10 protein-coding genes are annotated in these 11,506 nt (G+C 58.5%); 6 read left to right on the plus strand and 4 right to left on the minus strand.

Going from position 1 to position 11,506, the window contains the following annotated elements:
- Window positions 1-2 precede the first annotated feature (2 nt).
- Both cysW and AKG12_RS11365 read left to right on the plus strand, forming a co-directional pair.
- Complete coding sequence (gene cysW / locus AKG12_RS11360) at window positions 3-890, plus strand: sulfate ABC transporter permease subunit CysW (protein WP_052818873.1); 888 nt, start codon at window positions 3-5, stop codon at window positions 888-890.
- 5 nt (window positions 891-895) lie between these two features.
- Window positions 896-1,921: a sulfate/molybdate ABC transporter ATP-binding protein gene (locus AKG12_RS11365; RefSeq protein WP_046801883.1), complete on the plus strand. Its 1,026-nt coding sequence runs from the start codon at window positions 896-898 to the stop codon at window positions 1,919-1,921.
- Between the two features lie 16 nt (window positions 1,922-1,937).
- Here the strand turns inward: AKG12_RS11365 and AKG12_RS11370 are convergent, their stop codons facing one another.
- Window positions 1,938-3,035, minus strand: coding sequence for a DNA alkylation repair protein (locus AKG12_RS11370; RefSeq protein WP_052818874.1), 1,098 nt, complete (start codon window positions 3,033-3,035; stop codon window positions 1,938-1,940).
- 246 nt (window positions 3,036-3,281) lie between these two features.
- Window positions 3,282-4,718: an NAD-dependent succinate-semialdehyde dehydrogenase gene (locus AKG12_RS11375; RefSeq protein ID WP_052818875.1), complete on the minus strand. Its 1,437-nt coding sequence runs from the start codon at window positions 4,716-4,718 to the stop codon at window positions 3,282-3,284.
- Between the two features lie 622 nt (window positions 4,719-5,340).
- Here AKG12_RS11375 and AKG12_RS11385 point away from each other — a divergent pair.
- The 4 genes from AKG12_RS11385 to AKG12_RS11400 all read left to right on the plus strand — a co-directional run bounded on the left by AKG12_RS11385 (window position 5,341) and on the right by AKG12_RS11400 (window position 9,746).
- On the plus strand, window positions 5,341-5,847 hold the full coding sequence (locus AKG12_RS11385) for a putative pterin-binding protein (protein WP_046801887.1): 507 nt from the start codon (window positions 5,341-5,343) through the stop codon (window positions 5,845-5,847).
- A 21-nt stretch (window positions 5,848-5,868) separates the two neighbouring features.
- The gene (locus tag AKG12_RS11390; protein ID WP_225244203.1) at window positions 5,869-7,791 is read left to right on the plus strand and encodes a putative bifunctional diguanylate cyclase/phosphodiesterase; all 1,923 of its coding nucleotides are present in this window, start codon (window positions 5,869-5,871) and stop codon (window positions 7,789-7,791) included.
- 162 nt (window positions 7,792-7,953) lie between these two features.
- Window positions 7,954-8,649 carry an FkbM family methyltransferase gene (locus tag AKG12_RS11395; protein ID WP_052818878.1) on the plus strand — a complete coding sequence of 232 codons (696 nt, stop codon included), beginning with the start codon at window positions 7,954-7,956 and terminating at the stop codon, window positions 8,647-8,649.
- Between the two features lie 260 nt (window positions 8,650-8,909).
- Window positions 8,910-9,746, plus strand: coding sequence for an alpha/beta fold hydrolase (locus AKG12_RS11400; protein ID WP_052818879.1), 837 nt, complete (start codon window positions 8,910-8,912; stop codon window positions 9,744-9,746).
- A gap of 54 nt (window positions 9,747-9,800) precedes the next feature.
- On the opposite strand, the gene AKG12_RS11405 is transcribed toward AKG12_RS11400, so the two are convergent.
- Together AKG12_RS11405 and rhaM are read right to left on the minus strand one after the other, a co-directional pair.
- Window positions 9,801-11,183, minus strand: a complete 1,383-nt coding sequence (locus AKG12_RS11405; RefSeq protein ID WP_052818880.1) for an FGGY-family carbohydrate kinase — start codon at window positions 11,181-11,183, stop codon at window positions 9,801-9,803.
- Window positions 11,180-11,503 (minus strand): L-rhamnose mutarotase, encoded by a 324-nt coding sequence (gene rhaM, locus AKG12_RS11410; RefSeq protein ID WP_052818881.1) that lies wholly within the window; start codon window positions 11,501-11,503, stop codon window positions 11,180-11,182. Before rhaM ends, AKG12_RS11405 begins: the two co-directional genes overlap by 4 nt.
- Between the last annotated feature and the right edge of the window lie 3 nt (window positions 11,504-11,506).

Consider the following 11,506-nt stretch of genomic DNA (forward strand, 5'->3'; position numbering starts at 1 on the left):
ACATGAGCGCCTTTTCCCAACACCGTAAGCCGCCGCGCGTCGGAGATGCAAACTGGGTTCGCCGCAGCCTGATCGCCTTCGTGCTGGTCATCGGCGCTTTGCTGGTTGTCGCACCGCTGATCATCATCGGCGTCGAGGCTTTTTCGCAGGGCTGGAAGGTCTATTCAGCCACCATCACCCATCCCGATACCCGCCACGCCATCATGTTGACGGTGCTGACGGCGCTGATCGCCGTGCCCGTCAATACGGCCTTCGGCGTTGCGGCTGCCTGGGCCATCACCAAGTTCGATTTCCCCGGCCGGCGCTTCCTGCTGGTGCTGATCGAAATACCTTTTTCCATCTCGCCGATCGTTGCGGGCGTCGCCTATCTCTTCGTTTACGGATTGCAGGGCCTGTTCGGGCCGTTCCTCGATGCGCATGACATCAAGATACTCTTTGCGCTGCCCGGCATCGTCATCGCCTCCATGTTCGTCACCGCACCTTTCGTGGCGCGTGAACTCATTCCCTTGATGCAGGCGCAGGGACGCGATCTGGAAGAGGCGGCAACCTCGCTTGGCGCCTCCGGCTGGCGCACCTTCTTTTCGGTGACGCTCCCGAATATCAAATGGGCGCTGCTTTATGGCGTCGTTCTGTGCAATGCCCGCGTGATGGGTGAGTTCGGCGCGGTGTCGGTCGTTTCTGGCAACATTCGCGGCCAGACCAACACGCTGCCGCTGCATATCGAGCTGCTCTACCACGATTACCAGACGGCCGGCGCCTTCGCGTCAGCCTCCATCCTCGCCTTGCTTGCCGTCGTTACCATCATCGCCAAGGTGGCGCTGGAACGGCGTGGTGCCGGGCGCGGAGCCAAGAAGACCAACGGCGATGCCGCCATCGCCACGGAGACCTGATTCCCATGAAAATCCGCCTCGAAAACGTGGTGAAGACCTTCGATACGTTCCGCGCGGTGCGCGATGTTTCGCTGGATATCGAAAGCGGCGAGCTTCTGGCGCTGCTCGGGCCTTCCGGCTCCGGCAAGACGACGATTTTGCGCATGGTCGCCGGTCTCGAATATACCGATGGCGGCCGTATCTTCTTCGGAGATGAAGACGCCACCAATATTCCGGTGCGTGATCGCGGCGTCGGTTTCGTATTCCAGCACTATGCGTTGTTCCCGCATATGACGCTGCACGAAAACATTGCTTTCGGCATGAAGGTTTCGAAGGTCAAGCGCGACAAAGCGGCGATCGATGCCCGGGTCAGGGAGCTTCTGAGCCTGGTCAAGCTCGATGGTCTCGGCGAGCGTTTTCCGGCGCAGATTTCCGGCGGACAGCGCCAGCGTGTGGCTCTGGCGCGTGCGCTTTCGGTCGATCCGAAGGTGCTTCTGCTCGATGAGCCTTTCGGCGCGCTGGATGCCAATGTGCGCCGCGACCTGCGCCGCTGGCTGCGTGAAATTCACGATGCACTGGGCATCACCACAATTTTCGTGACGCATGATCAGGAAGAGGCGCTTGATCTCGCCGACCGCGTTGTCATTCTCAATCAGGGCGAGATCGTGCAGCAGGGCACGCCGAAAGAGGTGTGCCGCCAGCCCAATAGTTCTTTCGTCATGCGTTTTCTCGGCGATGCCAACCGGGTGTCCGGCGTGGCGCGCGGCGGCAAGGTTTATGTCGGTGAAAACGAACTGCCTTTCTCTTATGCGCAAGGGGACGGCGCGGTCGATATTTATGCCCGTCCCGGCGATCTCGAATGGGAAGACCTGCATGAAGGCATTCCTGCTTCGGTGGCGCGGGTTCTCGACCGGGCGGGCGAGCGCCGGGTGATCGCCAGCACCGATGGCGGCGATCTGCTGGAATTCGACGTGCCGCCGGAAAACGATGTTGCCGCCGGGGACCGTGGCTCCGTCATCATCCGTCGGGCAAAGATTTTCCCGGCGGCGTGAGAGACCCTCGACAGCCTTAGATCAGGAGCTCGAAAGAGGCCTCGGCTACCAGCCTGCCATTGACCATGAGATCGACCTTGTGGACACCGGCATAGTGCTTGCGGGTGGTAAAGTCGCGCATGGCGCGGCTGATCGACAGCGCGCATGTTTCGCCCGGCTGAAGTTCGATTTCCTTCCACTTGAAGACTTTCGCCGAGGCGTCGCCGCTCTTCTTGACGTAATGTACGGCGTAGTCGATCACCAGTTTCTGTGAGCTCTTTGCCGTGGAGGTGAAGGAGGCCGAAATCCGCACGGGATTGCCGAGAACGATCTTTTCCGGTGAGACCTGAAACGCGGCAAGCGCGATCTGCGCTTCCTCATGCGCGCCAAGATGGGAAAGTGCGGCTGCATCTCCCTTCTTGATCAGCGTACGCAGGGCTTGTCGCATGATCCAGCGCGTATGCGGATTGTCTTTCGGCCATGTATCGATCAGCGCCAGCACGAAGGCGGGATTGTCCTTGGTGATGTCATTCAGGTGATTGGCAACGGATTTGCGCACGTAAAGCGCCTCATCGGCTTTCATGGTCTCAAGGATCGCCGTGACCGGCGACGGATCGTCGATCAAGGGTTTGAGCTGGAAAGACCATGGCAGGCGGGGCCGGCAGCCTTCGCTCGCCAGCCGTCGCACATGCTCGTTCTCGTGCCGGGACCATGTTTCCATCACGGCAAGGGTGCGGGCCATGTCCCGTTGCAGAAAATGCCGGATGGCGAATTCAGAGGAGCCGAAACGGGTGAAATAGCTCAGTGCTTGCATGGAAAGATCGAAATCATCGAGGCCGTAAAGCGCCACATATTCCGGCAGTGAAATGGAGGCGAAACCGTTGCCGATTCCGGGGGCTGCGGCGGTCAGAATTTCGATATTGCGGGCATAGTCGCCGGGCAATGTGGCATGCAGGCTGGTCGCCACTTGCCGCATGCGCTGCATGATGCCAAGCGCCTCGAGATTTGTCGTTGCGAGCGTCATGAAGGCGGAAACGTCAAATGGCGGATGAATGGCCTTCGTCTGATCGGCGATATGCCGTAATTTTTCGCTGTTGAAGATTTCCTTCAATGCCGGTGCCGCCGTGTCGCTCATATCGCCCTCAAAGTTCACTTTTTGTTCTTTTAAGGCACGATGAAGCTGGAGGCAAGATAATGCTGAGCAACTTCCAGGGCGTGAGAAAGGATAAGCGAGTGCGGCTTGCCTCCTTCTCCCCGCCGGGGAGAAGGTCGCGGCAGCGGGTTGAGGGGGTGAGCACAGAGATGTGCGGAGAGCTTGCCCCCTCATCTGCCTCTTCGGGGCATCTTCTCCCCGATGGGGAGAAGAAATTTCGAGACCTAATCAGCTCATCTGGCTGATGAAGCGGGTCTCCAGATAGGCCTGGACCGCTTCCGAGCCGCCTTCCGTGCCATAACCGGAATCCTTGATGCCGCCGAAGGGGACTTCGGGAAGCGCAAGGCCGTTATGGTTGATGGTCAGCATGCCGGCCTCAACCTGATGACCGAGCGCATGCGCGGTCTTGACTGAACCGGTGAAGGCATAAGATGCAAGACCGAAAGGCAGGCGGTTCGCTTCGGCAACCGCATCGTCGAAGCTCGAGAAGCGGTTGATGATCGCGACCGGGCCGAAGGGCTCGTCATTCATGATCTTGGCGGTGGTCGGCACGTTGGCGAGAACCGTCGGTTCGAAGAAATTGCCTTTGTTACCGATGCGGCGGCCGCCGGTCTTCAATTCGCCGCCATGGGAAACCGCATCACTGATGAGGCCTTCCAGCGCCGGAATACGCCGCTCATTGGCGAGCGGACCCATGATGACACCGTCTTCCAGGCCGTTGCCGACCTTCACCGCCTTGGCGGCTTCCACGAAACCTTCAAGGAAACGGTCCGCCACGCCGTCCTGCACGAGGAAGCGGGTGGGAGCGACACAGACCTGACCGGCATTGCGGAACTTCGAAAGCGAAGTCACCTCAATCGCCTTTTCGATATCGGCGTCGTTAAAGATCATCACCGGCGCATGGCCGCCGAGTTCCATCGTGGCGCGCTTCATGTGCTTGCCGGCCAGCGCCGCGAGGTGCTTGCCGATCGGGGTGGAGCCGGTGAAGGAAATCTTGCGGATGATCGGATGCGGGATCAGATATTCCGAAATCTCCGATGGAACGCCGTAAACAAGGCCGATGACGCCAGCCGGTACGCCGGCATCCACGAAAGCGCGGATCAGCTCCGCCGGCGAGGCCGGGGTTTCTTCCGGCGCCTTGACGATGATGGAGCAGCCGGTGGCAAGCGCTGCGGAAAGCTTGCGGACGATCTGGTTGATCGGGAAGTTCCAGGGTGTAAAGGCCGCAACGGGACCGACTGGCAGCTTGATGGCAAGCTGCGAAACGCCGGTTGCACGCGCGGGAATGACCTGGCCATAGGTGCGGCGTGCTTCTTCGGCGAACCAGTCGATGGTATCGGCGGCCCCCATGATTTCGGTACCGGATTGCGCCAGCGGTTTGCCCTGCTCGCGGGTCATCACATAGGCGATCTTGTCCTTGCGCTCGCGCAGGATATCCGCGGCCTTGCGCATGATCTTCGAACGCTCGAAGGGTGAGGTGTCGCGCCACACCTTGAAGCCACGGTCAGCGGCGGCAAGTGCCAGATCGAGGTCTTCCTTCTCTGCGTGGGCGATCGCGCCGATGATCTCGTCGGTTGCCGGATCGGACACGGCGATCGTCTTGCCGGAAACGGCGTCTCGCCATTCGCCATCAATGAGAAGTTTGATGTCGGGATAGGTGTGCATAGGGGCTACCTTCATGATGCGGCCAATGCGGCAGGTGCCGTCAGGCCCGGAGACGTGAACAGAATTTTCCTGGCCGGACGATATCCGGCATCGCGGCTTTCGCTGCGCGGAACTTGTGTCTGGACATTTCCGGCGGGGATTCTGGAGTTGCCGGAAACGGAAACGACAGTCTTTATATTAAGTTCCGCGCGGTATGTTTCAACCGTCGGCTCTGGCAAAGACGATGATTTTTCTGTGACGTGGAACTTGTCTTTTGTCATTTATGTTTAGCATGCAAGCCGATGCCGGATTTTCGATCACAACCTCCGGTTCGCGCGAATCACACGTTTCTCTATGTGAGCAGGAAAGCTCCCGCCACAATTTGGCCTTCGTCCCGCCGGACGAATTTGATGAGACGGCATGAGTGGGGTTCGCTTGCGTCATAACAGTGCGCGAAACGTAAAAAAGTACAAATAAGACAGAAAAATTATCCAAAGGGTTTACTCAAAACCTAGAGAAAATACGGATAAAATCTCAGTGAGGATATAACATCCGTTCCTGATATATATTGCGGACGTCGGTTCCCTTGACCATTGCGGTTGGCGAAAACCTTCGACCTGAACGTTATCGATGGAGAAAAAGTATGAGTTTCGCCCGGGTACTTCTCAGTGCGTTCTTGTCGCTCGTGTGGCTTTCCTGTGCCCAAGCCGGGACGATTGCCAAACCGCAAGGCAAGCCGATATTAACCATATCTGGAAAGATCACCAATACGAACGCCGACGGTGCCGCGCAGTTCGATCGCGACATGCTGGAGGCGCTCGGCATGGTGACGGTGGAGACGACGACGCCATGGCACGATGGTCGCGTCCGTTTCGACGGTGTTTCGCTGGCAAAATTGATGGAGGTCGTCGGTGCGACAGGCACCAGCATCACGGCGGTCGCTCTCAATGATTATGTCAGCACGATACCGGTTGAGGATTTTAAGAAATTTAACGTTATTCTGGCGATCAAACTGGATGGCAACTACATGACGGTTCGAGAAAAGGGTCCGTTGTTCGTCATCTACCCCTATGACAGCGACCCGGAATTGCAGAAGCAGACCTATTATTCGCGGTCCGCGTGGCAAGTCGCCAAATTGATAGTGGAATAAAGGTGCCGTTTGCGAAAACTTGTGGCGGTGATCATCTGTTGCTTCGTCCTGGCAACGGGCTATATCGCTTTCGTCATTGCCGAGCGGCAAACCGCTCTGCAGAAGTTTGCCCGCTATAATGATTCGTGGGCTGTCAGCCAGACCGTGGCGGAATATCTTCGTCTTCAGAATAAGCTCGCCGTATTCGCGCTGAGCCCGGGCAAGCTCGACCGGGACGAACTGCAGCTGCGTCTGGACATCATGCTCAGCCGCCTGGAGCTTTTGAAGCAGGGCAATCTGGGGGCTTTCATCAATGAAAAACAGCAGTGGCGGGAACTCGTAGCCCAGCTTGACGCCGTTCTGGCGCGCCTGGAACAGCAGATGAGCAGTCTGGAACCGGCGGATGTTCCGGATCTGCTCTCGTCCATGAGCGCGCTCGATGCGCCGATGACGACACTGGCCTCGTCATCAGTGGCCTATGATGTCAATCTCATCGATACGGCCCATGAGGATGTGCGCAAGCTGCACATCGTCTATACCGCGTTGGCGGGTGGCCTCATCCTGTGCGGTATCGCGCTGGTCATATTGCTGCTTCGTCAGAACGACCTGCTGAACCGGGCGCAGAAGAGCATGCGCGGCCTGACGGACGATCTGCGCGCCGCAACGCTGGAGCTGCAGGCGAAAAATGTGCGGCTGGAGCATGACGCCTATCACGACGCGCTGACGGGGTTGCCCAACCGGTCCCTGTTCCGCCAGGAACTGATCGAGAGGTTGCGCCGATCCTTTGGCGGCACAGGAACGACAGCGATCCTTCTGCTTGATCTCGACGGATTCAAGGACGTCAACGATACGCTTGGCCACGATGCGGGAGACGCGTTGCTCCAGGCTGTGGCGCAGCGGCTTTCGGCGATCGGCGGAGATTACGACATGGTGTGCCGGCTGGGCGGCGACGAATTCGCCGTGGTGTCCGATGATCTTAACGAGGACACGGCTCGCCGCCTTGCCTCCAAGCTCATCGACCAGATCAGTCGCACCTACCAGCTTGGCGAGCAGGAAGTCAAAATCGGCACCTGCATCGGCATCGCCATATCGCATGGCACAGTCGATGCGGATGAATTGTTCAAGCGCGCGGATCTGGCGCTTTATGAGGCGAAAGCCATCGGCCCGGGCCGGGCGAGTGTTTTCAAGGTCCGTATGCAGAAGCAGCTGACCGAAAAGAAATCCTTCGAGGCCGATCTGCAGACCGCACTGCAGAACGATGAGATGGAAGTCTATTACCAGCCGCAGGTGGCGACTCAGACACGCAAGCTATGCGGTTTCGAGGCACTTCTGCGCTGGAAGCATCCTGTGCGGGGGGATGTGCCGCCCAGCGTGTTCATTCCCGTTGCGGAACGAACCGGCCTTATTCATTCGCTCGGGAAATGGGTGATGGAGACTGCCTGCCGTGAGGCGATGGGCTGGGACGAGGACATGAAAGTGGCGGTCAATCTGTCGCCGGTTCAGTTTCACAGCACCAACCTCATCCAGAACGTCATGGGCGCTCTTCAAAAAAGCGGTCTGGAGCCGAGCCGGCTTGAGCTTGAGATCACCGAATCGATCCTGCTGAACAAGAGCGACCAGACGATCAATACGCTGACCCGGCTGAAGGACGTCGGCATCAAGATCGCCATGGATGATTTTGGCACAGGTTATTCCTCGCTCGCGAATTTGCGCGGCGTACCCTTCGACAAGATCAAGATCGACCGCTCCTTCCTGCGCGATATTACCAGCGATCGCGACGCGCTGGCGATCGTCGAATTTGTGGTTGGGGTGGGACGCAGTCTGCGGATGACCACGATTGCCGAAGGCATCGAGACGGAAGAGCAATATGAATGCGTCAGACGTCTGGGTTGCGATCAGGTGCAGGGTTATCTGATCAGCAGGCCGTTGCCGGCCAAGGAACTGGTGTTCTGGAGTTCCGTCTGAAATCCTCGTTTTCGCACCATCGCAAGCGTATCGAAATTTTAACCGGATGCATTGGTTCCTGCTAAAACCGATACCGGTTGCCGCACCGATGCTGTAGAGCATTCCCGGTCGATACGGGATCGTTCCGGTGAAACGACCGGGTTTTGCGAAAAGGCTTGAGACATGGAAATACTGGACGTGCATGGAGTTGCCCTGCCTCTTTCTTCCGATGAGGTATCGCCCGTTATCTGGCAGGCGCTGACCGACGGCAGCTATGAGGCGAAAGAGGCCCGCAGCGTCCTGAAAGCCATCAAGCCCGGCGACCGCGTGTTGGAACTGGGGTCCGGAATCGGCATCATTACCTCCATCATCGCCGGCATAGACGATGTTTCGGTGTGGGCTTTCGAGGCCAACCCTTCGACGGCGGCGCTGGCAGAGCGGGTGCTCAAGGCCAATTGCCGTGGCAATGTCGTGTTTTCGCAGGGGCTTCTCACCGCCGATGCGCCGAGCACCTATCCTTTCTATGTCCGCAAGGATCTCTGGATGTCCTCCATGGACGAAAATCAGGGGCCTTATGAACAGCGTATCGAAATCTCTTCCGAAAATATCGACGAGTTCATCGCCAGCCACGGCATTACTGCCCTCGTGATGGATATTGAAGGTGCCGAACGCGACCTGCTTGGCAGGGCCAACCTTACCGGTGTGGAGCGGATATTCGTCGAGCTGCACGACCATCTTTATGGCCTCGCCGGGGTTCGCGATATCATGCAGGCGCTGACGGCCAAGGGCTATGCCTATGATCCACGCGGTTCCCGCGGGCCCTGCGTGCTGTTCTCCAACGATGACAGCCCCAGGGAATACGATCCCGACGTGGACTGAAAATAAGGGTCGCCCAAGAGGTGATTGAATTCACGGAACCGTCTGCCTATCCTCTCGTTCTCACTGCAGAGTGAGGGCGCGGAGCGGTTCGATGCGTGTGCAGCCAGGCGGATCGAAAAGATAATTTCATTAACAGCAATTCATTGCCAATTATTGTTGCAATTGTCGCAACCGTTGTCCTGCGTCATCATCCCTCCATCAAACCGGCGCACAACTGACGCCGCACCGGAAGATGCCAACGCAACCGAAGGAGAATGATCATGGGCTTTGTAAAGACGACAGACGGAACCGAAATCTTCTACAAGGACTGGGGCCCGAAGGATGCCCAGCCCATCATGTTTCATCACGGCTGGCCGCTCTCTTCCGATGACTGGGATGCGCAGATGCTGTTCTTTCTCTCCAAGGGTTTTCGCGTCGTCGCCCATGATCGTCGTGGCCATGGCCGGTCCGCCCAGGTTGCCGACGGTCACGACATGGATCACTACGCCGCCGACGCCTTTGCCGTCGTCGAGGCGCTCGATCTGAAGAACGCCGTACATATCGGCCACTCCACCGGCGGTGGCGAAGTGGCGCGTTATGTCGCCAAACATGGCGAACCCGCCGGCCGCGTTGCCAAGGCCGTGCTCGTTTCCGCTGTGCCGCCGCTGATGCTCAAGACCGCGGCCAACCCTGAAGGCCTGCCGATGGAGGTTTTTGACGGCTTCCGCTCGGCACTTGCCGCAAATCGCGCGCAATTCTTCCGCGATGTGCCGTCCGGCCCGTTCTACGGTTTCAACCGTGAGGGTGCGGCCGCTCAGGAAGGCGTGATCCAGAACTGGTGGCGGCAGGGCATGATGGGCGGTGCAAAGGCTCACTACGATGGCATCAAGGCTTTTTCGGAAACCGACCAGACCGAAGACTTGAAGGCGATCAGTGTTCCGACGCTGGTACTGCACGGCGAAGACGACCAGATCGTGCCGATTGCCGACTCCGCGCTGAAATCGGTAAAGCTGCTGAAAAACGGCACGCTGAAGACCTATCCCGGCTTCTCGCACGGCATGCTGACCATCAATGCCGATGTACTGAACGCCGATCTTCTGGCCTTCATCAAGGGTTGATCTTTGGGCGAAAGGGAATGCGGCTTCATTCGAGGCCGCGTTTCGTATTTTGGGTCAATCCAGACGCGCGAGCCAGTCGCTACGATATGAACCAAGCCCGGCAATGCTATCAGGAGCGAAATGACGCTCCCGGCCGGCAAGCGGCCTGATACCGGTGAGGAGTGCGGCGCCCGCGCTGGTGCCCGTGGAACCGCCGACGGCGATCACCTCCGTATTGGCAAAACCTGCCAGCGCCTTGAGATAAAGCGCATTGCTCGCAAATGGGCCTTCAACCAGCACCGGGCCTTTTCGCCCGATCAGCGAAAGACTGAACTCCGTCATAAGCGCGAGATAAAGTGATGCTGCCGCGTGCCGTTCCGCGACCGTGGCATTTTCGTCATTGATCCAGCGCGCCGTTTTGCCGGGGAAGGGGCCGGAACCGCCGACGACGCTGGGCAACAGCATCATGCCCTTGGCCAGCACACCACTAAGCGTGGCTTCGATCTCGTCGTCCGGCGCAGGCCCGAATTGCTGCGTCAGCATTTCATATTCCCTGCCGCCCATGAAGCGGGACGACGGAACGGGGCGCCCGAGAGCATCGACATTCAACAGCGTGTCACGGGCGGGGTCCAGCGCATCCACTGTGCCGCCGATGGCGAAATTCACCACCCATGTACCGGTGGAGACGACCGAAAAATCACCCTGCCGGCGCAACAGATGCGGCAGGAGGGATGCGTTGGAATCGTGGATGCCGCAATAGACGGACACATCCGGAGACAGACCGGCTTCCTGTGCCAGTGACGTGCGAACTGGCCCAAGCACATCGAAAGCGGAACGCACTGGCGCCATCAATTGCTCTATGCCGAGACGTTCGACCAGCGAGGAGAAGGTTTTCCGCCGAGGGTTCCAGAGGTCCGTGTGGCAACCAAGCGAAGTTGTTTCGGTGGCGTGAATGCCGGTCAGCCGCCCCGCCCAATATTGCGCATAGGTGACGATGCTGCGTACCCTGGCGAAGTCATCTGGAAAGGCCGCTTTCTGGAAATGGATTTGCGCGCCGAGGTTCAGCCCGGCGGGCAGTTGTGGCGAGCCGGTTTCTGAAAAATCGGGTCTGAGGCCAAGATAGGCCTCCTGAATAGCGGCGGGATAGCTGTGCTCATAATCCAGCACCGGCATGGCAAGATCGCCGTTGCCATCGAGAAGGGCTGCTGCTGCGCCATGGGTGGTGATGGAAATCGCGTCGAAACCTGGCTCACGGCCAAATAGGCGAAGCGAGGCGAGAATGAAGCTCCAGAGCATTTCCACATCGTAGTGCGGATAAATGCCGTCGCGAAGGACCGGGTTCGTCCGTCGGTCGCTGGCAATCTCTTCTCCAGTGCCGGTGTCGATAATGACGACCTTGGCATTGGTCTTGCCGATATCGATGACCGCGATGCGGCCGGGTATGATTGGATCGCTCATGGCAGATGGAACACCGGCACGAGGTCTTTCACGACTGGCGAATTGTCGGGATTGCTCTCCATGATATCGGCCATATGCGCCCACCATTTTTTCATCACGGGATTTTCGGGCAAGGATGCCATGCCGTGGTTCTTCGGGCGTGTCAGCACGCCGAACAGAATGTTGGTTTCCGGGTCGAGATGGATGGAATAATCGCTCACACCCGCTTCATGCAGCAGCGCCACAAGTTCCGGCCATATCTCGTCATGGCGTTTTTTGTATTCCGCCTGCTTGCCGGGAAAGAGTTTCATCTTGAAGGCGTGTTTTTCGAATTCCGGCATGGC

The organism is Agrobacterium sp. SUL3, from assembly GCF_001263295.1.
GTDB classification, from domain to species: Bacteria; Pseudomonadota; Alphaproteobacteria; order Rhizobiales; family Rhizobiaceae; genus Agrobacterium; species Agrobacterium tomkonis.

What these genes read in the sequence shown, in the direction of transcription:
- AKG12_RS11385 (WP_046801887.1), top strand. Translation starts at nt 5,341, where the DNA reads ATGAGTTTCGCCCGGGTACTTCTCAGTGCGTTCTTGTCGCTCGTGTGG.
- AKG12_RS11370 (WP_052818874.1), bottom strand. Translation starts at nt 3,035, where the DNA reads ATGAGCGACACGGCGGCACCGGCATTGAAGGAAATCTTCAACAGCGAA.
- AKG12_RS11365 (WP_046801883.1), top strand. Translation starts at nt 896, where the DNA reads ATGAAAATCCGCCTCGAAAACGTGGTGAAGACCTTCGATACGTTCCGC.
- cysW (WP_052818873.1), top strand. Translation starts at nt 3, where the DNA reads ATGAGCGCCTTTTCCCAACACCGTAAGCCGCCGCGCGTCGGAGATGCA.
- AKG12_RS11405 (WP_052818880.1), bottom strand. Translation starts at nt 11,183, where the DNA reads ATGAGCGATCCAATCATACCCGGCCGCATCGCGGTCATCGATATCGGC.
- AKG12_RS11400 (WP_052818879.1), top strand. Translation starts at nt 8,910, where the DNA reads ATGGGCTTTGTAAAGACGACAGACGGAACCGAAATCTTCTACAAGGAC.
- AKG12_RS11395 (WP_052818878.1), top strand. Translation starts at nt 7,954, where the DNA reads ATGGAAATACTGGACGTGCATGGAGTTGCCCTGCCTCTTTCTTCCGAT.
- AKG12_RS11375 (WP_052818875.1), bottom strand. Translation starts at nt 4,718, where the DNA reads ATGCACACCTATCCCGACATCAAACTTCTCATTGATGGCGAATGGCGA.
- rhaM (WP_052818881.1), bottom strand. Translation starts at nt 11,503, where the DNA reads ATGCCGGAATTCGAAAAACACGCCTTCAAGATGAAACTCTTTCCCGGC.